This window comes from Klebsiella sp. JN_Kp122, from assembly GCF_040062085.1.
GTDB classification, from domain to species: Bacteria; Pseudomonadota; Gammaproteobacteria; order Enterobacterales; family Enterobacteriaceae; genus Klebsiella; species Klebsiella aerogenes.
The window spans coordinates 25537-49709 of sequence record NZ_JBEAHW010000037.1 but is presented as its reverse complement, the minus strand read 5'-3'; the positions used below and the strand labels follow the sequence as shown (position 1 = coordinate 49709).

At 51.0% G+C, this 24173-nt stretch carries 22 protein-coding genes, 1 tRNA gene and 1 pseudogene; 18 read left to right on the top strand and 6 right to left on the bottom strand.

Going from position 1 to position 24173, the window contains the following annotated elements; genetic code table 11:
• The first annotated feature begins 12 nt into the window (after positions 1-12).
• Positions 13-1111 (top strand): peptide chain release factor 2 gene (prfB, locus tag ABLU78_RS15085; protein WP_096335406.1). Its coding sequence is split into 2 segments (ribosomal slippage): positions 13-87 and positions 89-1111, totalling 1098 coding nucleotides; the frame shifts between segments, so codons are not numbered across the junction.
• A gap of 9 nt (positions 1112-1120) precedes the next feature.
• Positions 1121-2638: a lysine--tRNA ligase gene (gene lysS, locus ABLU78_RS15080; protein WP_015369798.1), complete on the top strand. Its 1518-nt coding sequence runs from the start codon at positions 1121-1123 to the stop codon at positions 2636-2638.
• Positions 2639-2744: 106 nt separating this feature from the next.
• Here lysS and idi read toward each other — a convergent pair whose 3' ends face one another.
• The 4 genes from idi to ABLU78_RS15060 are packed head-to-tail and all read right to left on the bottom strand — an operon-like array spanning position 2745 to position 6165.
• Positions 2745-3299: an isopentenyl-diphosphate Delta-isomerase gene (gene idi / locus ABLU78_RS15075; RefSeq protein ID WP_047077638.1), complete on the bottom strand. Its 555-nt coding sequence runs from the start codon at positions 3297-3299 to the stop codon at positions 2745-2747.
• A gap of 53 nt (positions 3300-3352) precedes the next feature.
• The gene (locus ABLU78_RS15070; protein ID WP_004144724.1) at positions 3353-4069 is read right to left on the bottom strand and encodes a DUF554 domain-containing protein; all 717 of its coding nucleotides are present in this window, start codon (positions 4067-4069) and stop codon (positions 3353-3355) included.
• Between the two features lie 12 nt (positions 4070-4081).
• On the bottom strand, positions 4082-4660 hold the full coding sequence (locus ABLU78_RS15065; protein WP_032709106.1) for a UbiX family flavin prenyltransferase: 579 nt from the start codon (positions 4658-4660) through the stop codon (positions 4082-4084).
• Between the two features lie 11 nt (positions 4661-4671).
• Positions 4672-6165 carry a UbiD family decarboxylase gene (locus tag ABLU78_RS15060; RefSeq protein WP_015369801.1) on the bottom strand — a complete coding sequence of 498 codons (1494 nt, stop codon included), beginning with the start codon at positions 6163-6165 and terminating at the stop codon, positions 4672-4674.
• A gap of 211 nt (positions 6166-6376) precedes the next feature.
• Here ABLU78_RS15060 and ABLU78_RS15055 point away from each other — a divergent pair, with 211 nt between their 5' ends.
• From ABLU78_RS15055 to ABLU78_RS15020, 8 genes and pseudogenes are all read left to right on the top strand, one after another.
• Positions 6377-7291, top strand: coding sequence for a LysR family transcriptional regulator (locus ABLU78_RS15055; RefSeq protein ID WP_015369802.1), 915 nt, complete (start codon positions 6377-6379; stop codon positions 7289-7291).
• Positions 7292-7378: 87 nt separating this feature from the next.
• On the top strand, positions 7379-8098 hold the full coding sequence (actS, locus tag ABLU78_RS15050; protein ID WP_015369803.1) for an amidase activator ActS: 720 nt from the start codon (positions 7379-7381) through the stop codon (positions 8096-8098).
• A gap of 80 nt (positions 8099-8178) precedes the next feature.
• Positions 8179-8252 (top strand) — tRNA-Gly (locus tag ABLU78_RS15045).
• A gap of 522 nt (positions 8253-8774) precedes the next feature.
• Positions 8775-9311 (top strand): DUF2778 domain-containing protein, encoded by a 537-nt coding sequence (locus ABLU78_RS15040; RefSeq protein ID WP_045359433.1) that lies wholly within the window; start codon positions 8775-8777, stop codon positions 9309-9311.
• A 705-nt stretch (positions 9312-10016) separates the two neighbouring features.
• A complete protein-coding gene (locus ABLU78_RS15035) occupies positions 10017-11195 on the top strand; it encodes a nucleoside transporter C-terminal domain-containing protein (RefSeq protein WP_032706453.1) in 1179 nt (392 codons plus the stop codon).
• A gap of 110 nt (positions 11196-11305) precedes the next feature.
• A complete protein-coding gene (locus ABLU78_RS15030) occupies positions 11306-12652 on the top strand; it encodes an OprD family outer membrane porin (RefSeq protein WP_225624808.1) in 1347 nt (448 codons plus the stop codon).
• A gap of 43 nt (positions 12653-12695) precedes the next feature.
• Complete coding sequence (aphA, locus tag ABLU78_RS15025) at positions 12696-13397, top strand: acid phosphatase AphA (RefSeq protein WP_162866820.1); 702 nt, start codon at positions 12696-12698, stop codon at positions 13395-13397.
• A 124-nt stretch (positions 13398-13521) separates the two neighbouring features.
• Positions 13522-13791, top strand: a pseudogene (locus tag ABLU78_RS15020) (hypothetical protein); the annotation flags it as partial.
• Between the two features lie 33 nt (positions 13792-13824).
• Here ABLU78_RS15020 and ABLU78_RS15015 read toward each other — a convergent pair.
• Together ABLU78_RS15015 and ABLU78_RS15010 are read right to left on the bottom strand one after the other, a co-directional pair.
• Positions 13825-14343, bottom strand: coding sequence for a hypothetical protein (locus ABLU78_RS15015; RefSeq protein WP_015703385.1), 519 nt, complete (start codon positions 14341-14343; stop codon positions 13825-13827).
• 1 nt (position 14344) lies between these two features.
• Positions 14345-15133 carry a winged helix-turn-helix domain-containing protein gene (locus ABLU78_RS15010; RefSeq protein ID WP_015369826.1) on the bottom strand — a complete coding sequence of 263 codons (789 nt, stop codon included), beginning with the start codon at positions 15131-15133 and terminating at the stop codon, positions 14345-14347.
• Between the two features lie 643 nt (positions 15134-15776).
• Here ABLU78_RS15010 and ABLU78_RS15005 point away from each other — a divergent pair.
• The 8 genes from ABLU78_RS15005 (at position 15777) to ABLU78_RS14970 (ending at position 24154) form a co-directional block, all read left to right on the top strand.
• Positions 15777-16325 carry a fimbrial protein gene (locus tag ABLU78_RS15005; RefSeq protein WP_015369827.1) on the top strand — a complete coding sequence of 183 codons (549 nt, stop codon included), beginning with the start codon at positions 15777-15779 and terminating at the stop codon, positions 16323-16325.
• Between the two features lie 69 nt (positions 16326-16394).
• Complete coding sequence (locus ABLU78_RS15000; protein WP_015703384.1) at positions 16395-16943, top strand: fimbrial protein; 549 nt, start codon at positions 16395-16397, stop codon at positions 16941-16943.
• A 40-nt stretch (positions 16944-16983) separates the two neighbouring features.
• Positions 16984-19455 carry a fimbria/pilus outer membrane usher protein gene (locus tag ABLU78_RS14995; protein ID WP_048229441.1) on the top strand — a complete coding sequence of 824 codons (2472 nt, stop codon included), beginning with the start codon at positions 16984-16986 and terminating at the stop codon, positions 19453-19455.
• 26 nt (positions 19456-19481) lie between these two features.
• Positions 19482-20258 carry a molecular chaperone gene (locus ABLU78_RS14990; RefSeq protein WP_032715778.1) on the top strand — a complete coding sequence of 259 codons (777 nt, stop codon included), beginning with the start codon at positions 19482-19484 and terminating at the stop codon, positions 20256-20258.
• Between the two features lie 11 nt (positions 20259-20269).
• Positions 20270-20875, top strand: coding sequence for a fimbrial protein (locus ABLU78_RS14985; protein ID WP_015703381.1), 606 nt, complete (start codon positions 20270-20272; stop codon positions 20873-20875).
• Positions 20872-21936 carry a fimbrial protein gene (locus ABLU78_RS14980; RefSeq protein ID WP_046883065.1) on the top strand — a complete coding sequence of 355 codons (1065 nt, stop codon included), beginning with the start codon at positions 20872-20874 and terminating at the stop codon, positions 21934-21936. Before ABLU78_RS14985 ends, ABLU78_RS14980 begins: the two co-directional genes overlap by 4 nt.
• A gap of 9 nt (positions 21937-21945) precedes the next feature.
• Positions 21946-22485: a fimbrial protein gene (locus ABLU78_RS14975; RefSeq protein WP_015369835.1), complete on the top strand. Its 540-nt coding sequence runs from the start codon at positions 21946-21948 to the stop codon at positions 22483-22485.
• 1 nt (position 22486) lies between these two features.
• On the top strand, positions 22487-24154 hold the full coding sequence (locus ABLU78_RS14970; protein WP_348820605.1) for a Wzy polymerase domain-containing protein: 1668 nt from the start codon (positions 22487-22489) through the stop codon (positions 24152-24154).
• The last annotated feature ends 19 nt before the right edge of the window (positions 24155-24173 follow it).

Genomic DNA, 24173 nt, shown 5'->3' with positions numbered 1-24173 from the left:
AAGAAACCGACCATGTTTGAAATAAATCCGGTAAAAAACCGCATTCAGGACCTCACGGAGCGCTCCGACGTTCTTAGGGGGTATCTTTGACTACGATGCGAAGAAAGAGCGTCTCGAAGAAGTAAACGCCGAGCTGGAACAGCCGGACGTCTGGAACGAACCTGAGCGCGCACAGGCGCTGGGCAAAGAACGTTCTTCCCTGGAAGCTATCGTCGAAACGCTGGATCAGATGACCCAGGGTCTGGAAGATGTCGCCGGACTGCTGGAGCTGGCGGTAGAAGCCGAAGACGAAGAGACCTTCAACGAAGCGGTTGCCGAGCTGGACGGGCTGGAAGAGAAGCTGGCGCAGCTTGAGTTCCGCCGCATGTTCTCCGGCGAATATGACAGCGCCGACTGCTATCTCGATATTCAGGCCGGTTCCGGCGGCACCGAAGCCCAGGACTGGGCCAGCATGCTGATGCGCATGTACCTGCGTTGGGCGGAAGCGCGCGGCTTTAAGACCGAAATTATCGAAGAATCGGAAGGTGAAGTCGCGGGCATTAAATCCGTGACCATCAAAATCATTGGCGATTACGCCTACGGCTGGCTGCGTACTGAAACTGGCGTTCACCGCCTGGTGCGTAAGAGCCCGTTCGATTCCGGCGGCCGCCGTCATACCTCCTTTAGCTCGGCGTTCGTATATCCGGAAGTTGATGACGATATCGATATCGAAATTAACCCAGCCGACCTGCGCATTGACGTATACCGCGCGTCCGGCGCCGGTGGTCAGCACGTTAACCGTACGGAATCCGCGGTGCGTATTACCCATATCCCGACCGGATTGGTGACGCAGTGCCAGAACGACCGTTCGCAGCACAAGAACAAAGACCAGGCCATGAAGCAGATGAAAGCGAAGCTTTATGAGCTGGAAATGCAGAAGAAAAATGCCGAGAAGCAGGTGATGGAAGATAACAAATCCGACATCGGCTGGGGCAGCCAGATCCGCTCTTACGTGCTGGACGACTCGCGTATTAAAGATCTGCGCACCGGGGTGGAAACCCGCAACACTCAGGCGGTGCTCGACGGCAGCCTGGACCAATTTATCGAAGCAAGTTTGAAAGCAGGGTTATGAGGAACCAACATGTCTGAACAACAAGCACAGGGCGCTGACGCGGCAATTGACCTTAATAATGAACTGAAAACCCGTCGTGAGAAGCTGGCTGCGCTGCGTGAGCAGGGCGTCGCATTCCCGAACGATTTCCGTCGTGACCATACCTCTGACCAACTGCACGCTGACTTCGATGCCAAAGAAAACGAAGAGCTGGAAGCGCTGAATGTCGAAGTGGCCGTTGCTGGGCGCATGATGACCCGTCGTATCATGGGTAAAGCGTCTTTCGTTACCCTGCAGGACGTCGGCGGCCGCATTCAGCTGTACGTCGCGCGCGATGACCTGGCGGAAGGCGTCTACAACGATCAGTTCAAAAAATGGGATCTCGGCGACATCATCGCCGCCCGCGGTAAGCTGTTCAAAACCAAAACCGGCGAGCTGTCCATCCACTGCACCGAGCTGCGTCTGCTGACCAAAGCCCTGCGCCCGCTGCCGGACAAATTCCACGGCCTGCAGGATCAGGAAGCGCGCTACCGTCAGCGTTACCTCGATCTGATCTCCAACGACGAATCCCGTAACACTTTCAAAGTACGTTCGCAGATCCTGGCTGGCATCCGTCAGTTCATGGTTGGCCGCGGCTTTATGGAAGTGGAAACCCCGATGATGCAGGTGATCCCAGGCGGCGCTTCCGCGCGTCCGTTCATCACCCATCATAACGCGCTGGATCTGGACATGTACCTGCGTATCGCGCCGGAACTGTACCTCAAGCGTCTGGTGGTTGGCGGCTTCGAACGCGTCTTCGAAATCAACCGTAACTTCCGTAACGAAGGGATCTCCGTTCGCCACAACCCAGAGTTCACCATGATGGAACTCTATATGGCCTATGCGGATTATAAAGATCTGATTGAGCTGACCGAATCCCTGTTCCGCACCCTGGCGCAGGACATCCTCGGTAATACCGCGGTGCCTTATGGCGATCAGACTTTCGATTTCGGCAAGCCGTTTGAAAAACTGACTATGCGTGAAGCTATCAAGAAATACCGTCCGGAAACCGAGATGGCGGATCTGGATAACTTCGATTCCGCGAAAGCGATCGCTGAGTCTATCGGCATCAAAGTTGAAAAGAGCTGGGGTCTGGGCCGTATCGTGACCGAGATCTTCGAAGAAGTGGCGGAAGCGCATCTGATCCAGCCGACCTTCATCACCGAATACCCGGCAGAAGTCTCTCCGCTGGCCCGTCGTAACGACGTGAACCCGGAAATCACCGACCGCTTTGAATTCTTCATCGGCGGCCGCGAAATCGGTAACGGCTTTAGCGAGCTGAACGATGCCGAAGACCAGGCGCAGCGCTTCCAGGATCAGGTTGATGCGAAAGCCGCCGGCGACGACGAAGCGATGTTCTACGACGAAGACTACGTCACCGCGCTGGAACACGGCCTGCCGCCGACCGCCGGTCTGGGCATCGGTATCGACCGTATGGTGATGCTGTTCACTAACAGCCACACCATCCGCGACGTTATTCTGTTCCCGGCGATGCGTCCGCAGAAATAATCGCTTTTCGCGAAAAGCAAAAAACCCGGCTTGCCGGGTTTTTTTATATTTGATGTCAAGGTTCGTCGCTGGCGTAGCCCGGGTCGTTAATGCTTGTCAGTCGCAGTTACGCGCGTAAACGCGCGACAAAGTCTATCAACGCCTGACGCGCGTTTTTGTTTTTGGCTTCCAGCACCATCCACGGGCTAAAGGCCCACGGGGTAGTGGCCAGCGCGCTTAACATTTCCGGCAGCTCAACCCACTGATAATCCATGACTTCATCATCATTCGGTTGCAGCTCGCTGACCACGCGTGCGGCAAAAACCGGGCAGACTTCGTTTTCGACGATGCCATTCGGTGCGACGGCGCGGTAGCGGAAGGCCGGGTGGACGGGGGCAATATCAGCGATCTCGACGCCCAGTTCGAAGTGGCAGCGCCGGGTGACGGCCTGCTCGAAGGTCTCGCCCTGTTGCGGATGTCCGCACACTGAGTTAGTCCACACGCCGGGCCAGGCTTTTTTGCTAAGCGAGCGGCGCGTGACCAGGAACTGGCCTTGCTCATTGAACAACCAGCAGGAAAACGCGAGATGCAAAGGGGTATCGAGCGTGTGGGCGGCATACTTCTCCAGCATACCTGTGGGTTTATCTTGCTCATCCAGCAAAATGACGTGTTCCCCGGCCATGACGACTCCTGAAAAAAATAAATGACCCGGCACAAACCCGCCGGGTCATGTACTCAGGCCACTAGGGTAGCCCATAAATGGGAGAAAGGCATTACCAAAACAAGCCCTGGTAGCATGTTGGCGACCGGGAAAAGCTTGATGTTACAGATACGCAACCCGGTCGCTACCATCAGCAATCCACCGGCGCAGGAGAAATCCGCCATCATTGACGGGGTGATCATCGGCAGAATAAACACCGCCAGCATCGCCAGCGCCACCTGAATGACGATCTGCGGGATAGCGATGGTCATCACCGCGTAACCCAGCAGAGTTGCGAATATCCCGGCGGTGAACAGGTCGAGGATCGTTTTAATGTACAGGATCGACGGATCGCCGCTCATACCTTCGGTCATAGCGCCGAAAATACCGGTACCGCTGGCGCAAAACAGCACCAGGATAGCGACGAATTTTTCGGTGAACTCCTCATGTCCTAACCCCTGAACAGGCGGCAGAACTTTATTAATCAAGCCGCGCGTTGAACCCGCCGCGCTACCGATGCGTTTTTCCAGATGCAGCAGTTCGCCGAGGAAAGCGCCGAGTACCATTGCCAGCACTACCGCCGGCATATATTTCACCTTCAGTACCAGGGTGATGCCCAGGCCGACGGAACAGAGACCAAAGGTCATCGGTAGCGCGGTTTTGACGCGTTCCGGAAGTTTGCCTCCGGCCATGGCGCCGATCAATCCGCCGATGATCACGGCGGAACCATTTACATATGGACCAATTAACATTGCGAGTTCCTGTTACGCGTAATGCAGCGCGCCTTCACCCCAGCGTGGGATGTTATTGACCTCAAGGTCAAAGAGGTCGAGCGCGCGGTTCACGCTATGGGTAATAATGTCATCTGCGCTTTGCGGGCGTTGATAGAGCGCCGGAACCGGTGGAAAGATGATGCCGCCCATCTCGGTAACCGCCGCCATATTGCGTATATGGCCGAGGTTGAGCGGGGTCTCGCGCGCTAACAGCACCAGCCGACGGCGTTCCTTCAGCACCACGTCCGCCGCGCGGGTGAGCAGATTATCGGTGAGACAGTGGGCGATAGCGCCCAATGACCGCATTGAGCAGGGGGCGACTAACATCCCCAGCGTTTTAAACGATCCGCTGGAGATAGATGCGCCCAGATGGTTGATAGGGTGTACCACGTCAGCCAGCGCCATCACTTCGTCTAAGCGGTAGTCCGTTTCCAGCTCGCAGGTCTTTTCCGCGCCTTTGGAGACCACAAGGTGCACTTCTACCGCCTGCGGCTGCAGAAGCTCCAGCGCTTTGACGCCGTACTGGAATCCGGAAGCGCCGCTAATGCCAATGATGATGCGTGGTGTCATGGTATTTGCCCTTATTCGAAATCCGGCAGGAAACGTTTTACATCAACCGCTTTGAACTTAGAGCGCTCAAAGTTGTGCTTCAGATGGAACGGTACGGTGCAGTCGAAAATGGTTTTACACGACATTCCCTGCTGCAGAATGCTGGGGCTGTATTCCGGCACCTGCGACGGGTCGAGCGGATGGCAACGTACGCCAGGGATCACCACGGTATCGACATCGCCTTGGTAACGGGTTTGCATCGCCCATAGCACGTCGTCGCTATCGAAAATATCAACATCTTCATCTACCAGAATAACGTGTTTGAGTTCCGGGAAGGCGGAGAACGCCAGTAGCGCAGCCTGGCGCTGGCGGCCTTCATCGGCTGGGGACGACTTTTTGAATTGCAGCACCGCGAGCAGCTTGCCGCCGCCCGCCGAGTGGGCGAAGACGTTGAGCAATTTGCCCGGCATGGCGCGTTCTACCATATCGAGAATACTGGCTTCGGTCGGAATCCCGGCCATGTTGACATGTTCTTCGCCTGGCCCGACGGTGGTGCGCCAGATGGGGTTGATACGATGGGTAACCGCTTTAACTTTAATGACCGGAATCGCCTCTTTGGCTTCGCCGGTATAGCCAGGGAACTCCGGCATGGCGCGGCCGGTATTGGTGTTTTGATCTTCACGCACGCGTACGTTCGGCAGCAGTTCGCCTTCGATAACGATTTCAGCGTGGGCGATGGCTTTTTCATTAATGGTTTTACACTGCACCATCTCCACCGGATGGCCGCGCAGCGCGCCGGCGATACTTAGCTCATCAAAGCCCAGCGGGGTGGTCGGCGGTTCAAAGCAGGCGGCGATTTCGATAGCCGGGTCCACGCCGATACTAATCGAGATCGGCAGCGGCTGTCCCGCCGCTTCCGCCTTCATGCGGAAGGCATCGATATGGCGGCCCGGCGTCAGCCACATTGAGAGTTCATCGCGGCTCTGTACGCACAGACGATGAATGGTGATATCGGATTCACCGGTTTGCGGGTCGGAGGCATAGCACAGGCCCATGGTGATATACGGGCCAGCGTCTTCTTCGGTGTTGGTTGGCGCAGGCAGCAGTTTGCGCAGATCGAAATCATCATCGCTGGCGAGGTGCACCACTTCCTGGCATACCGCCGCGCCCTGCACCATGGTCGGGGCAATGGCATTTTCAACGGAGTCTTTCAACAGGTGACCCAGTTTCGCCGGTTCGCACTGCAGGAACTGGCTGACGCGCTGGCGTGAACCGTTCAAACCGATGGCTACGCTAATGTCATTGAAGCCCTTAATATTGTTAAATACCATCACCGGGCCGTTCTTACGCGTCGGACGCTGGCAGGTACCGCCGGCGCCCACGTAGCGATAAACGCCGGAGAGCTCGGCGTGGGGATCGACTTCGGTATCGGTTTCAACATATTCGCCCGGTAGCGTTTTTAATAGCGCCAGCGCAGAGCGTAAATCATGCACCGATGACGGCGCTTTTTTATCTGAGTGTGCCATGAGTGTTCCTTTGGGAAAGCAATTTTGCTAACCGCACAATATTTTTGTTCGAATAATTAAACAAATACCGTTTACCGGATGGTCAGTAGATCAAAAAGGTTTAATTTAAAAAGCTGTTAAGAAATGATTAATTAAAATGGATAAATTGGCGCGGCTTTTTATTTGATTCCATTAGTGCAATACTGACCTCCAGATAAAGAGGGGTTAGATAATGGATCTGAAGCGCTTACGCTATTTTTGCCGGGTGGTCGAACATGGCTCGGTTAGCCAGGCGGCGAAATCGCTCAACATGGCGCAGCCGCCGCTCAGTAAGCGGATACAGGAGCTTGAAGAAGAGCTGCAGGTGTCGCTTTTTGAACGCCGCGGCAACCGTATTGAACCAACGGAAGCAGGCTATTTTCTTTATCGTAAGGGTTGTGAAATATTACGCCAGGTGGAAGATACCGCCAGGGAAACGGCCGATATTGCGCAAAAGACCCGTGCGGAAGTGCGCGTTGGCTTAACTCATCTTTATCAAAACTATTTTCAGCCTTTATTAATGGAGCTCTATCGGCGAAATCCAGAAACGGCAATAAATATCTCTGTGACCGATTCAAGTCATCTGGAAACGTTATTAAATGAAGGCGCTATCGACCTGGCCTTAATACAGCGACCCTACCGTAGTGAGGGTTTCGATTATGTCTCCTTTGACCCGATAAAATTGGTAGCCGTCATTAATAAAAAATGTCTGCCGCAGCCGCCGTCTAACCCCTTCGATTATAACGCGCTGGCGACGATGCCGCTGGTGCTGCTTCACCGGGCGAAAGATTCCGGCACCTATGAGATGCTGATGGATCTGTTTCGTAAATCCGGCGTCAGCGCGAAAGTGATTATGCATATTACCCAACCAGGAGTAATTCTCGACTGGCTGGAGGGCGGACTGGAAGCGGCGACGTTGTTGCCATCCTCGGAAGTGAATGCTGAAAAACTGCCTCATTGCTATGTGGTTGATGTCTTCCCCTCGCCACAGATATTTTATCCGGCGCTGGTGAAATTACCGTCGATGTCATATCTCCCCGCGTTGATGGATATTATCGCCGGAGGCTATCCATTTAACGCGCCGAAGGGAGTAGAGGTCGTAGAATAAGCGTAGAACATTGGGGATCGTCCATCGGGCTGGTATGATATTCGCCCATGATGCCGAGATGAGAAACCGTTGAGTGCAGGACGCCTGATGAAAACACGCTTTTATATCGCGATAATGCTGCTTGCTAGCCTGACTTTAGCCGGCTGTTCCAGTACTTCCGATTCTGGGTCCACCTATACCGTGAAACGCGGCGATACGCTGTATGCGATCTCCCGTAGCACCGGCACCAGCGTACGCGATCTGGCGCGCCTGAATAACATCTCTCCGCCATATACTATTGAAGTCGGGCAGAAGCTGAAACTTAACGGCGGTTCGAAAGCAAAAAGCAGCACCGCCGGGAAAAAATCCTCCAGCACCCGCACAGCCGCCGTGACGCCATCATCGGCGGTGCCGCAGTCCTCATGGCCGCCTGTGGGGCAGCGCTGCTGGCGCTGGCCGACCAGCGGTAAAGTGGTGATGCCGTACTCCACCCGCGATGGCGGCAATAAAGGTATCGATATTGCCGGTACCCGCGGCCAGCCGGTTTACGCCGCCGGCGCCGGTAAGGTGGTCTACGTCGGCAACCAGCTGCGCGGTTACGGCAACCTGATCATGATTAAGCATAACGAGGATTACATCACCGCGTATGCGCATAACGATAAGATGATGGTTAATAACGGCCAGAGCGTGAAGATTGGCCAGCAGATTGCAACCATGGGTAGTACGGACGCTGATTCCGTACGGCTGCATTTCCAGATTCGCTATCGCGCCACGGCCATCGACCCGCTGCGTTATCTGCCGCCGCAAGGCAGTAAGCCTAAGTGCTAAAAGGTTATTTTATCAGCAGTTAGCCCAATCCGGGCTTGCCACAGGGTGCGTAAGGTCTATAATGCTTTTCGCACCTCTTCGCGGGCGTAGTTCAATGGTAGAACGAGAGCTTCCCAAGCTCTATACGAGGGTTCGATTCCCTTCGCCCGCTCCATATCTCCTGAATAATCAATAAGTTAAATTATTCAGTCAGTTGCGTTGCCCTGCTTGACAGGTACAACTTAAACAACCCATTGTACTACGCCCGCACCTGTCGCGTGATTGGTCTGTGGTACAGGGGAGCATATCTTCACACTGGCAGTCGTTCCATCGTTCATACTGCGACAGTCCAACATGAACATAAAGCCGTCTACCCGGCATAATTCCCCAGGTTTTCAGTGAAGCGCATTTTTGCCGATGCTCCTACATGCCATACGTCGAGATGACGTTGCAGGGAATAAACAAGTTTATGGTGGTGTTCGTACCTGCACACGAAATGTAGGCTCTGCCAGCGGTTCGGCCTCTCTCCTTCGGGTACATGGTCATCCTGATAAACTTCACTGTCTAACATACCCTGATGTTGTCGCCTGGCGGCTCCGCACGTTGTCTTACCACCAGCGGGCTTTATGGCTGCTATTGTTTTGAGATTAGGTAACAACTACTATCAGGTAAAGTTACTGGATGGAGCCTCGAATAGATGCAAATTTGCAGAATGAACTATAACGACCTATCCCCGGATGGAAGAACGGTAAAACTACATTGCTATGGTGTCGGCTCGTTTGATGTGTTGTCTGGCATTGACCGCTATATCAATAATCCTAATTGTTCAGACCGAGAGAAAGCGGCAATTCCCCCGGGCACATATTGGATAGTTGATCGACCTGTTGGGAGCATAGTTAACCAAGTCCGGGCGGAAGTGATCGATATGGCACACCTTTACAAAAATCATCATTCGGAATGGTTCGGCTTGTTCAGTAACGACACCATGAGTGATCATATCTTCGTTAATGGCATGATGCGTGGTAGCTTCCGTCTCCATCCTCTGAATACTGACGGCAGCGGAGTTTCATGGGGCTGCATCACTCTCTATAAATCTGCTGAGTTTCAGATTCTCCGGCACTCACTGTTGAATCGTAAGAAAGTCCGGGTTCCCGGTGGACGTGGCCTTATGGCTTACGGGCGAATCGACGTTCAAGGTATTCCAGATTATAGCAAATGCGTGGTATCACGATGAGAAAGAGCTTATGTGTTTTTGCCTTTATCGTGCTGACAATCCTATTCGTGTGTATCCTTCCTGACGGTTTCATCTATCATTATGTAGAGAAAAACGTGGAGATTAGTGGTGACGGTGAGGCAGCGGTGGATAACTTTGAATCTGTTATTCTGCTAATCAAGTTGGGTGCATCCGCAGTGCTCTCCTTGCTCATAGTTTGGGTAGCTAACCGTCGATACAAATAGCCAAGAAAATCCCTAATCAGTACTAAACGTCTTCATACTCGGGCAGCGGTACCATTTTTGGACCTCTGCCTCTTCTGTCCTTTGACTGTCTGCATAGATACAGATTTTCCCATCACTGCTACCAGGCCTGCCTGGCCCTGCTGGAAAACAGCAGGAAACCGCCTCATGAAATCCTACCTAATCAGATGCCGGAATAGCATTGCCGTCGGCAGAAACGTTGAAAACTTCAAAAAGCCATGAAAATAAAACAGATGCGCTTACATTGAAAGACCCCTCACCTTTTGTGATGTTATCATTCAAACATGAAATGTGATGATAGTGACTTTTAAGACCGGTAATTTTGTGTTCTTGTGACATTTGTCACTTTAAAGATGTTCATCATTGTTATAGTTCTAACATTGATTATGCTGATGATTCAGATAAATCTTATTGACTCATTCTTTTGTTTGTCAGCTAAGGATGAAAATTGTTAGGGGAAAAGATGAAGTATCTTATTGGTATCATGAGTTTTTTAGTAATTTTCATTCTTGCAATCCTTGCCAGTAACAACCGGGGGGCTATCCGCTATCGACCATTGGTCGTGATGTTATTCTGTCAATTTACGTTTGCCGGTTTGTTGTTGAAAACAAGCGTGGGTAACCAGGTGATAGCCGTTATTGCTGGCGCGTTTGCCCATTTAATGGCCTATGCGAGTGAAGGGGTTAACTTTGTCTTTGGTGGTTTGCAAAACCATGGTGAGCTCTCTTTCTTTATTAGCGTCCTCTTGCCTATAGTTTTTGTGTCCGCTCTTATCGGTATTCTTCAACATCTGAAGATACTAGGCTTCCTTATCCGTTACATCGGATTGGGACTCAGTAAGATTAATGGTATGGGGCGGCTTGAGTCGTATAATGCGGTTGCTTCTGCAGTATTAGGTCAATCAGAAGTATTTATTTCAGTTAAGCAACAACTGGGACTTCTACCTCAACATCGTCTTTATACGCTGTGCACATCTGCGATGTCGACTGTGTCAATGGCCATAGTTGGTGCTTATATGGCGATGTTAGAACCGCGCTATGTAGTCACCGCTCTGGTGCTGAACCTGTTTGGCGGGTTTATAATTGCATCTCTACTTAATCCTTATCAGGTCGAACCACAAGAGGATATTCTTACCGTATCCGAGGGCCATCAAAGTTTCTTTGAAATGTTAAGTGAGTATATTTTAGATGGTTTTAAAGTTGCGCTCATTGTTGGGGCAATGTTGATTGGATTTATTGCGTTAATCACTATGATGAACGCCATATTTACCGCAATATTTGGCATCTCATTTCAGGCGCTTCTGGGATATTTGTTTGCTCCTATGGCCTACCTGGTTGGTGTTCCATGGCATGAAACGGTGGATGCAGGGAGTCTGATGGCCACCAAAATTGTAAGTAATGAATTTGTCGCGATGCTGAGCCTGAAAAGTATGGCTGCTGAATTCTCAGTACGTACTATGGCTGTACTTTCGGTATTCCTGGTATCGTTTGCTAACTTCTCATCTATTGGCATCATCGTAGGTGCTATTAAGGCGCTGAATAATGAACAGGGTAACAGCGCGGCTCGTTTTGGCTTGAAATTATTATATGGTGCTACGTTGGTAAGTTTCCTTAATGCGACCATTGTTGGCCTGTTTTTCTAAATTCACAAAGTAATAATCTAATAGTATGTAATCATTATGCCTCAACGTTTTTAAATGTTGGGCCCTTACTCAGCTTTAATAATAAAGAAGCAATATAAGGGATTATTGATATGTTAAATTGCTGTTTTTTTAATAAACCTCTGGCTACGATTTTATTAATGTCTGCATCAATGTCACCGATATATGCAGCTGAAGAATCGAGGAGTAGACCACCAAATGGTGTAACTAACTTTATCACAGACAGTAGCGCTGATATTTCCTTGAGAAACCAATTTAAAAACCTTAACTCCTCTGACTATGGTGAAAGGTCAGTGCAAACAGCCTGGGGGCAAGGGGTAACATTAGATTTCCGTTCGGGTTATATTGCCGATATTATTGGTTTTGACACATCGTATTATCAAGTTTTTAAGTTGGCCGCAAGTGATGATTTCGCTGGGCGCAGCGTCTTATACAATGATAATGGGAAAGCGAAGGGATTTCATAAATTTGGCCAGTTATATGCTAAATTGAAACTTGACGGTGAAGATAGTTATTTCAGACTGTATTCTGGTTGGCAGATTATCAATAAATGGGGAGCGTTGACGAATTCGAGTCGTGCGATACCAAGTACCTATCAAGGATGGAAGATGGATAGCGAGTTTGGCCGACTCGCTTTTCGCGGCGCATGGGTTGACCGATACAGCGATCGTGATTCTCCTGAGCAGGTTCATTTCCAGACTGCCGATCGTAAGAAAAATATAAGTTACCTGGCTACAGGAGAGCTCAGCTATAAACAAAAGGATTATAGTGTGCTTTATTTTTATGGCGAAAGTCATAACTATATGCAGCGGCATGGCGTGGAAGTCGGTTGGCAGCCTCAGTCTTTAGCTAAGAATCAGGGCCGAGTACTTACCATGTTATATATGAACCATGGTCTCAAAGATTTCAAAGCGATGAGTGCTGATTATCGTCCATTCAATAATGATGCATGGCATGCTGCATTTTACCTGGAATGGAAACAGCATAAGTGGAAAAATAAGTTTGGTGCATCCTGGACCAGGGCCAATTCTTCAGACGATCACCTTGGGTATTTTGAACGACACATGGCAAAGAATAGTCGCGGAAGATTCAATTCTATGGCGGATGCATGGGGTAATGACTACGTCGGTAATAATGAAAAATCGGTGACATGGACGACGGAATATAACTTAACGCCAGAAGTGAATATCGGGTTACAAAGCGCTATTGGATGGGGGATGAAATACCACTCCCAAACAATTGAGCGTGGTGAGACTATTTTGTTCTCAAGGTGGAAACCATCGTGGGAAAAGAATTTAAGTTTCCAGTTGTCCGGTGGCCCTTCCTGGAATTACCAAAGTAAAAAAAATCGACCAATTCTAACCGACGATGGTAGACCAAAGCGTGCAGTTAATCATTCTATCGAATTCCAGATTGATTATGCATTTAATCTATTCTAATTGCTAACCTGTTTAAGGATAAATATCCATGTATAAATATAAAATGATTCGTTCAGCGGCTTTCGTTAGCGCTCTTATTTTCAGTGTGCCAGCTTTTTGTGCCAATCCGGTGTCATCCGATACCGGTATCGGCGCAACATTGCAGCAGATTACCGAGCAATATCCTATTCATTTCATTTCTATAGAGCAAATTGTTAAAGAGTTAAAGAATAAGCCGCCGATGGATGTCGGTTTTGATATTGATGATACTATTTATTATTCTACTCCTGCATTTATCCATGGTCAGAGAGAATTGTCACCTAAAAGTAATGAATTCCTGAAGAAAAGTGAGTTTTGGGATCGACTTAGTAACGGTTGGGATAGTTTTTCCGTCCCCAAAAAATCTGCATCTGAATTGATTAAACTGCATCTGGAACGTGGAGATCGTATTTGGTTTGTCACCGGTCGACCAAAACCCACTAACGGAAAAGAGACGGTGACTGAACTGTTGGGGAGAGACTTTTCCATCCCGCATGAAAAACTTAATAAAGTTATTTTTGCCGGAGAAGATAAAGGGGCAAAAGTACAATATATCCGTGACCGAAATATCAAGTTATATTATGGAGATTCAGATGGCGACATTAAGGATGCTCGTGAAGCTGGCGCAGAACCTATTCGCGTGATGCGTGCACTGAACTCCTCTAATCAGCCTATGCCTCGCAACGGCGCGTTAGAAGAAAAAGTATTGGTTAACTCTGACTACTGATTGTTTCATTTTCGCCCCCACCAGCCTGGGTGGGGGTAGCGAAAACTGAGGAATACATGGCGCAGGGAGTTTGGGCATCTGATTAAAGGTAATATACTTACCTCAACACAAAGCAGGTGATTTCATGAACAACAAAACTAAGCATACTTTCCCCCTGGGTTCAGGCTGGAATGTGCATAGCTGATTGGTCTAAGAGTTACTCTTATCGACAGGCCACTGGGGCAATGAATGTCGGTCTTATCCCTTTCGAAACCTGGATTAGTCAGCTCAGACGGAAGCGGCAGGATATTTTCTTTGAGGTATAAATTAAGGTTTAACTTACAAAATGGTCCGTGCTACAACGGGGCATATCTTATCGGCCACATCCGTGCTACCGGACGAACAATACATCAGGTCATCCTTAACCCGACGCATATCCAGAAGGTGATTAATCTGCGAAGTGATTCATTACGCAGGCGAAGCGGGGTGAAAAGTTATCGCCAATAAGAACCGTTTCCTCATTCAGCCGCTTTAACATATACAGCTTGTCGGCATGTTCGTAAGCGTCGAAGAAGAGGTAATCGACAGCATCTGTTGCATTATCATCGGGGGATTTTTCGCGTCCCTCGGGGGTTAGCATGAAAACGCCGGCAGTATGTCCAAGCGGACGAGCATACCGAAAGAACAATTTTCGGTTTACAGCAAACTCGCCGTCATCGCTTTTGAGCTTTCCTTGCACTGATAATGAAAGGTGCCCGGAGTTGTAGCTGGTAATCAACATGATTCCGTGGAGTTCCTTTTTGGTATTCTGGATGTCGATTATCGACGTGAATTCCGAGGAGCAGGAAAAACTGATTTCTTGTTTTTTAGCATTCCCAGTGATAATCAAATAGGCGATAGCTGCCAGCCCAATAATGACGATTACGACTGACCAGAGTAAAAAAGAGTGATCGCTTTCCTGCTTCATATCATTCCTCATGATGGCGATACTGGCTGATGCAATGGTAATAGCCGAGGTTGAGGCCGCATTCAGCGGCAAACGACCACTCAACCAGGTTATGGTTGCTCGCCCAGGTATTAAGATACAGGTCTTTAGGGTGCGAGCAGTTGGGGCTAATCCCCACGGACTTGAAAATATCCAGCGCTTTCTTTTCGGTTATCGTGTCGGTGAGGGCATTTCCTAATATATGTACACGGCATTGCTCGTAGTCGATGGTTCGTAAGATAGCTGCGTCCGTCATGGCTATATGATTGGGTATCCATGTTAACCACGCTGTTGCCAGCACGGCGATGCTGGTAATTAACGCTGTGATAGCGACAGGCCACCGGTTTGGTTTCTTTCTCCTCGGCGTCGATGCAACATAGGCGACTCTGGCGGCCGTTTGCGCTTCTTCCTGTAGCTGAATATTGATATTGACGTCGCCCATCCGAAATCCAATACGAGGAATGGTAACGATGAGTTCTGCAGGATGACCTGTCGACGTAATGGCTTTGCGCAAAAATGAAATGTGCTGGTTAAGATTCGCATCCGTCGCTCTGGCGCCATTATGCTGGAAAACATTCAGCAGAATTTCATCGCGCGAGGATATCTCTTTACCATTTTGCAACAAATAGAGCAGTAATTGTGTAGCCACGTTATTCAATGTGGCTATTTCACCAGATGCCACGTCTTTTAGGGTATTTTTAAGTGGTCTGAAAACTAAACCATCACCAATAATTACGGATTTAATTTTGTTTATTGGTATATGAGAAATCACTGATGTCTCCTTTAAAGCAGGATATCTCGCATTCGAGTGGGGGAAGCAACAGCATAACATAATTCATTTATAAAAAGAGGTTGTGCCATAGATCGCTTTATTATCATTTACATAACAATATTTTAATATTTTTTATGTAATCATTCATTCTCCTTCCTTTCTTTCACTATCTTATTGTCAGCACTCACTTTTGGTATCCCTTTCAATTTTTAAAAATATTTTATAAATATATTTTGCCAGTTATCTGTTCTAAATTAAAAAATAGTTGATAGTTAAAAGCTCTATAAAAACTATAAATAATAGACATTAACACTGCCGGTTGCGTGTTTTTTGGCTAATTTTTAGGTAAATGATCGATCTGCAGGCGGGAAAGCAACACGATTTCCTGAGTTTGATTGATTCCGTATTTTGGCATTGTGTCAATTTTTCGTCGACTTAATATAAGCCCCGAAACAGAGTAAACGACTGTGGACGGTATTTCTGATGGAATACCAATGAAGTTCAAAATACGGTGCGGTTCGAGATGGATTGTTTGCAAGGATATGCGCTGCCGCCACCGCGAGATCGGGTTTTCCCGGACAGGAATTGTCTGCGGAAATAGATCGTCGGAATAACCAAAAACAGATATAAGGTTAAGAGTAATATGAAAATGAAAAACGTGGCTGTGGCCTGTGCGCTGATGGCGGGAATGACTTTTACTGCCTCTTCTGCTTTCGCTGCAAAAAATGTTGAACCGACTAACGGTAAAATCCACTTCACCGGCTCTCTCGTTAATTCTGCATGTGGTCTGGCGCCAGAATCCAGCCCGGTGCAGGTGAATTTTGGCGAGATCCCAACTTCTCAGTTAAAAGACAACCAACGTGCTGGCGTTAAACATGCCAAAATTGTTCTGCAGGGTTGCGATACGACTGTCGCAAAAACCGCTACCGTGACTTATACCCCGGCAACGATTGATGCAGACAACAACGCGCTAGCCGCCTTCACCTCTGGTACCGCCAAGGGCGCAGGCATCGGTATGGTTGACAGCGGCAACCAGGATGTTGAGTGGGGTAAAGCTGCCTCTCAGGTCAACATTACCGATGGTGAAACCGACATTGATTTCGTCGCTTACCTGCAGGCAAACAACGCATCTGCAGCGGTAACTCCGGGTGATTTCGAATCTACCGTTAATTTCCAGATCGATTATCAGTAACGATCTGCAGCGGGCGCATTATCGCGCCTGCTTAACCCTTCCTGCGAATAACTGAAAGGAAATGCGGTTATGCCTGGATGGCGTATTTTACTGCTTTTTATCTTCATATCGCCTGCATGGGTTTCGGCTGACACTTTCCGTCTTGTCAGTACGCCCGGAAAAATGCGTATGCGGGGAAATATTATTGAGGCTGCTTGTTATGTCGATCCGCGCGACCGGTCACTACTGGTTGAATTCGATGATCTCTCAGCCAGAGATATTTCTGGTAAACCTGAAAAAGTATCTGCGCATAATTTCAGCATTCATTTGCTGGGATGCTCACTAGGGGATTCTCAACACCCCGGTAATGTGTTTCAACGCGCCAATATTACTTTTTCCGGTGCCCCCGATAGGGACAATCCAGATTATCTGAGCGTGCAATCGGAAACTGAAAATTTAGCGATAGAAATATACGACAGCAAAGGACAGCAAATTCATCTGGGCGAACCATCACCGGACTATGTACTTAACCCAGGAAAAAATACGCTCAAATTTACGGCTTATTTGATCTCCCGCGACGGAAGAATGACATCTGGCGAATTTACTGCGGTCACGCATTTTGTTGTGAATTATCTCTGAGCTGCACTGCATTTCGGGTATCTGAAGGTTGCGAACGAAAATGATCACGCTGAAAACAGATAAAAAACGTCTGGCGCTATTTATTGTTCTGGTCTGCGCCGCTTCATGGGCTGAAGCGGATGAGGCTATTGAATTTAATACCGACGTACTGGATGCCAGCGACAGGCATAATGTCGATTTACAGCGTTTTTCCGAAGGCAACTTTGTGGCTCCCGGAGAATATCTGCTGGATGTTCGAATTAACAGCCAGGAGATTCCTCAGCAGACAATCCGTTATATCGCCGATCCGGCCAATTCACATAAATCTATAGCGTGCCTGACGGCGCAACAACTTGAGTTACTGGCGCTCAAAGAAGAGGCGCTGACCCATATTCATGCCATTAGCGCAACCTGCTATGACATTTCCCACCTGCCGGGTGTGGCGCTGAATAATAGCGCAGGCGTACTGGACATTACCGTGCCTCAGGCATGGATGAAATATACCGACCCAGACTGGACGCCGCCTGAGCGCTGGGATAACGGCGTCGCCGGGCTGATTTTTGACTACAGCATTTCAGGGCAGGCCACGCATTACGAACAGGGTGGCGATCACTATCGCTCTCTGTCCGGCTATGGGCAGACAGGTTTTAACCTCGGCGCATGGCGTTTTCGTGGCCAGTATCAGGCCAATTACACTTCAGATGATAATCATGGGCGTATCGACTGGGATCAGATCTATGCATATCGCCCGTTACCGATGCAGGCTGCAAAACTGACGGTCGGCGAAATCTATTTGAATTCTCAGGTTTTTGATTCGGTGCGCTTCACCGGGGTCAACCTCGCCAGCGATGAGCGTATGCTGCCGCCAAATTTGCAGGGCTACGCGCCTGAAGTGCACGGCATCGCCCGCAGTAATGCGAAGGTCACCGTCAGTCAGCAGGGCCGTGTTATCTATCAAACCACCGTCCCTGCGGGGCCGTTTAATATTCAGGATCTGCACGGTTCGGTACGCGGTACGTTGGATGTGCGCGTCGAAGAGCAGGATGGCAGCGTACAAACTTTCCAGGTCAATACGGCTGATATCCCTTATCTGACGCGTCCGGGTTATGTTCGCTACAACGCCGCGGTTGGTAAGCCGTCGCGTTATAACCACGACGTTCAGGGTCCTGCTTTTTATAGCGGCGATTTTTCCTGGGGGGTGAGCAATGCATGGTCACTGTACGGCGGTGCGTTGCTCACCGGCGAGCGCTACAACGCCTGGTCGATGGGGATAGGACGGGATTTAAACTGGCTGGGAGCGCTGTCGGCCGATGCGACGCAATCCGTGAGTCGGGTGAAGCACCAGGCTGAACAAAAAGGCATGTCCTTTAAGCTCAGCTACGCCAAAACCTTTGATGAGTACAACAGCGCGATTACCTTTGCCGGGTACCGCTTTTCACAGCGAACCTTTCGCACCTTCTCGCAGTTTCTCGACGAGCAGTATGAAAGTAACAACAGCGCCGGCAACGAAAAAGAGATGTACACCGTTACCGGCAACAAAACCTTTTTTGCTGACGATCCGCATTTAGCGACCACGTTATACCTTACCTATACCCACCAGAACTATTGGGATCGCGGTTCCCAGGATCGTTACGGATTATCGATGGGACACAGTTTTTCCTTCGCGGGAATCCAGGGGATCAGCACCAACCTCGCGGCTTATCGCTCTGAGTATCAGGGCAAACGGGACGACAGTCTTTCGCTTTCAATTTCAGTGCCATGGGGCGATGGCCGCTCCATGGATTATGAATTACAGAACAGCGGTAACCAGACCAGCCAAATGGTTTCGTATTCCGATAACCGCGATCGTAATAATCCGTGGCGTTTGCGCGCAGGGGTTTCCGGGGAAGGGCGTACGGCATTTGATGGTTATTACCAGCATCGCAGCATGATGGCGGAGCTGGAATCGAACGTCAGCTGGCAGCAATCACGCTATTTCTCCGTAGGCGGCACGGTACGCGGCGGCTTTACGGCGACGCGTCACGGCGCGGCGTTACATAACAGTCAGGCGTCAATGAATACCGCCAGAGTGATGGTTGATACCGATGGCGTTGCCAATGTGCCGCTTAACGGCGAACAGGCGCACTCAAACCGTTTCGGTATTGCCGTTGTACCGGACGTCGTCAGTTATCACAGCTTTGATACCCGTATCGATGTGGACGTCATGGACGAGGATATTTCCGCGACCAAAGCGATCGTGACTAACACCCTGACGGAAGGCGCCATTGGCTACCAGCGCTTTGCCGTCGCGCAGGGGCAAAAAATGATGGCGCTGCTGCGCCTGAAGGATGGCTCGGTGCCGCCGTTTGGCGCCGAAGTGTTTAACGCCAACGGCGTCAGCGTCGCCATGGTGATGGAAAACGGCATGGCCTGGATTGCGGGGGTGAATCCGTCCGAGCGTCTTTCCGTTGCCTGGGCTGGCCGTGCGCAGTGTCACTTACAGGTGCCACAACAAATCAACCCGGAAGGTAACGTGCTGTTGCCTTGTGAATAATTTCAATAACCTGAATGAATTTTGTCATGAATAATCAATCTCTTAAATTCGCGCGCCGTTGGCTTAAACCCGTCGCCTGTGGCCTGTTTTTTATTGCCCAGATCAATGCTTCGTGGGCGGGTATTGCGCTCGACCGTACACGCATGATTATCACCGGTGATGCTCGCTCGGTAAGTGCGAACTTAACCAACACCAGCCCGAGCATTCCATTTCTGGCCCAGTCGTGGGTAGAGGACGCCCACGGAACAAAAATTACCTCGCCATTAATGGTCTTACCGCCGCTGCAACGGATTAACGGTGGGCAGAAGGGAATCGCCCGCGTGACGAAAACCAGCGGAATTAACGCGTTGCCACAGGATCGCGAGAGTCTGTTCTACCTGAACGTGCGTGAAATTCCGCCAAAACCGGATAAGCCGAACGTGCTGCAGCTGGCGATGCAGTCGCGGATCAAATTGTTCTATCGGCCGACAGCTATCGTGCCGGAAACGCCGGGGGCGGTGTGGCAAAACCAACTGATCTTTCACAAGCAGGGTCAGCGCTGGACCGTGGATAACCCAACGCCATACTTCGTCACCTTAATTGGCTTAAGCCGCAAACCTGAAGCCCAGGGCGGCGGCAGACTGACTGATTTCCCGGGGATTATGATCCCGCCAAAATCCTCTCTCGATTTCAAGGTTTCGGACGCCAGCGTCAGCCAGTTCAGCATGATGTACGTGAACGATTTTGGCGGTCACCCTGAATTGAAATTCAGCTGCACAGGCAATGTGTGTAAAGCATTGCCGATGGAGCAACAGCCCCGGTAAAGGAGTCGTAAATGAAAAAGATGCTTTGCGCTCTGCTGATGGCAGGCATGGCCTGCTCGGTTCAGGCCACAAGCGGCCGCCATGATATGAGCAACGTTTCCGGCGAGTATGGCAACGTCCGCTTTCACGGTCGGGTATTCGTTTCGCCGTGCGTGCTGGATATGGCTTCACGCGATCAGACCATCGATCTCGGTGATATTTCCGCCAGCCGCTTTCGCCAGAGCGGCGATCGCAGCGATCCGGTATTGGTGACGCTGCACCTGAATGGCTGCTTAAAAGGCTCCGGGCACACGTTAAAGGACTTCCCTGGGCAGACCAGCGAGCTCCCTGAGCTGTCGCACAGTACGGTGGAGCGTGGCGTTTCGATGACACTGATGGCCGAAAGTGCGCCGGAAAACAGCGATCTTGGGCGGATTCGCGGCGATGTGCGCGGCGCGGGCATTCGGCTACTGACCGAACGCAACCAGTTGATCCACCTGAATCAACCGCAACGCATGTGGATCCTCAAGCCGGGCGATAACGCGATTCACTTTCTTGCCGCGCTGGAATCTTTTGGGCAGGAGGTGACCGCTGGCGAATTTAACGGTCTGGTCAGACTTAAGCTGGAGTATCTATGAGCATATTGCACAAAGCGCTGCTGTGGGTCGTCCTGGCTGGCTGTCCGCTGGCCGGGCAGGCATTTACTCTCGGTGAGGGAGAACCACAGGGCGGATCGCCGCATCAGTACGATATTGAACTGAACTCACTGGATGTCAGCAAAAACCACGAGGGCGGCAGAACGGATCCGTTCACCTGGAATTTGGGGAGTTGGTATGTCGTGGACTTTCATTGTGAGCAGGCCGACATCTCGCGCCAGCCGATTTACTACACCACCACGACCACCATGCCGCCCTCTAATCAGGGAGCGAACCGTTTTCGTCTGAATGATTACCTGGATGTGGAAGTGAAGGTATGGGTCGCCGGGCGGTATAACGACTACGTTCAGGCGCCGTTCACCAACTTTTCGAATCGCTACAACGACCATAACTGCAAAAAGCGCAAAGGCTACGAGCGAGCCACTAACATTGAAAGTGGCTCTAAAGGGAAAGTGACGTTTATTGTCACTAAACCCATTATTAACGGCATCAATATCACTTCTCAGTCGCTGGTGGAGGTTGCTGGACGTCTGGGCAGCGCTGGCCCTACGCCGACAACGCCAATTTCCCGTGTGGTCATTAAATCCGGGCTCATTACCGTGCCGGACAAATGCATCTTTAATCGCGGAGACAAAATCAGCATTGAATTTGGCGATCTGCCAGGCTCCGCCGCCCGGCTCAACGGCACCAACTACAGCAAGTCGATCCCCATTCATGTGGTCTGCGAGGGGGGGAGCTTCGATCAGGGCGCGTTGAACATTAATCTTGGCGTACAAACTACCACGGCGTCAGGCACGGCGGGATTTAACGATCATCTCCTCGGCACGCTAAGCGGCGGCCAAAAACGCGACGATCTCGGCATTGTGATTAAAGACGCGAGCGGCGGCACCGTCGTGCCCAATCAGTTCTACAACGTGAAGGGTTTTTACCAGAATCAGGGCGACTGGAATCTTACCGCCGCGCCGGTGGCCAAACCGGGCGTGGGAAGCGTCAAAGAAGGTGAGTTTGAAGCCTCCGCCACCGTTGTCGCGCAGTTTCAGTAGGGGGATGCCATGAGATTTACGCTGTTAATCGCCACCAGCGCGCTACTGCTTGGCGGCTTGGCGCAGGCCGACACTAAGCTGGTCGGCGGCGATATGTATTTTCACGGCACCATTCGAGCGCTGGCCTGCAGCCTTGCGCCAGGAGGCGACAAAATCGAGGTCGATTTCGGGCAAATCGCGACCCAGGACCTTTATCTCTCGGGGCGCAGTAAGCCGAAAAAATTCAGCATTGAGTTACGCGACTGCAACCCGGAGGTTTTTCGCGGGATCTCGGTCACTTTCAGCGGAAGTGAAGATGCGGAGCTGGCGGATCATCTGGCGCTGGATAGCAGTGAACAAGGCGCCTCCGGAATCGGCATCGGAATGAGCGAAGAGGATGGTACGGCAATTCGCCTTGATGAAAGCACGTCAGTCAAAGAGATTACTGAAGGCTCGATGACGCTGAACTTTTTGGCATGGGTCGCGGCGGAACCGTCGGCGTTAAAAAATCAGACTCTCGAATACGGCCCCTTCAGCGCCAGCGGGACCTGGACGCTGAACTACCAGTAGCATGATGAACGCATTGCATCGTATTGCGCCGCTGCCGGCGCAGAAATTATTGCTGGTTGTCAGTCTGTTTTTCTGGGGTGGGGCAATGCATCTCTACTGGCCGAATAACGGCGGTAGCGGTTTGTCGTTGCCGCTAAATATAACGGCATGGATTTATGCCGTTGTGCTGGCAGCTAGCGCATTGATGCTGGTACCTCGTCAACGTTGGCGGATAACTATACCCGCCGCGGGGTTTACGATGGGGGCGCTCATTCTGACGTTGCTTTGTCTGTTGACGCCTGAGGTTTGGCGGTCCGAGGCGCTGCTGGTCGCGGGGGCGTTGCTGGGAGGCGTGCTTGTCTATTTGGCGACGTTGCAAATTCCGCTTACGACAAACACGCTGACAGTACTGCTGGCTCTGCTCTGGGGCGCGTGCGTCCTCGAATGTCTGGCGTTTACCTATCAATACTGGCATTGGCCGGGGGGGAATTACTGGGAGTTTGCCTGGCGGCGCGGTACACGCCCCTACGGTATTTTTCAGCAGGTTAATCTGATGGCCAGCTTCACGGCGTGTGGCGTGCTGCTGTCAGCATTGCTTTTTTTACGGCTACGTGGCGGATATCGGATTATCATCGGGATTGCTCTGGTGATAATGGGATTTGTACTGCATGAGTCTCAGTCGCAAACCGGTTACCTGTCTGTGGCGGTAGGCGAGGTCTTGCTGCTGGCGGTTTTTCCTGCGCAGCGCCGTACGCTGCTGTTACTCCTGCTGCCGCTGGCGATAGGCATGATTGCGGGCGCACTTGCTCGCCATTTCTTGTCGGTGGTGACGATTAATCACCTGACGACCTCCCAGGTGCGCTGGACGGTGTTGAAAGCATCGCTGGCATTATTTGCCGAACGTCCGTGGACCGGATGGGGCGTGGGCAGTTTCGCCGCCGTGTTTCTTGAACGCGCGGGGCCGTTGGGGCTGAGCAGCATCTCGCATCCGCATAACGAACTGGCGCTGTGGCTGGTGGAGGGAGGGCTGGTTGGACTGCTGGGGGCGCTTTGCTTTATGGCGAGTGGTTTATGGCTCTGGCTGTACGGCAATCGCTGGCATCGCGCCTGCCTGGTGGCGGCGCTACCCGTGGTTATCCATATGCTGACGGAATACCCCGTCAGGCAGTCAACGCCACATTGGCTACTGCTGATTTTGTTGCTTCGTTGCGCAGACTGCCGGCGAAAAGCGGCCCGGCTGCCGCTCACCCTGGCGTCGCTGTTGCGCGCTGTGGCATTGATCGCGGTTGCTGTCATCACTCCATTGTTGTTTCTCACGCTGCATACGCAACAGCAACTGACGCTGGCGGAGCGACAATCAACACAGTGGCGTCTGGCCGAATCTCTCCCTGTGGGAGGCTGGCTGCTTGCCACTCGCTACCGGTTTGATGTCCAGATGGGGTATCTACAACAATATCAACGTACCCGTGATGAGCGTTGGCTGGCAGCCGTTCGCCGCTGGGCGCCTGACTATGTGCGTGTTCAACCGGACCCGAATGTCTCCTTCACGCAGATCTTGCTGGCGTTACAGCAGCGAGACCTGGCCGAGGCGCATCGTCTGGCGACACGCTTTTGTCTGTTATACCCGAATGATAGGCGTATTCCATGGCTGCAGGATGCGCGACGTCCTTTTAATCAAATAATGGAGTGAGATAAACATATCCTCTTAT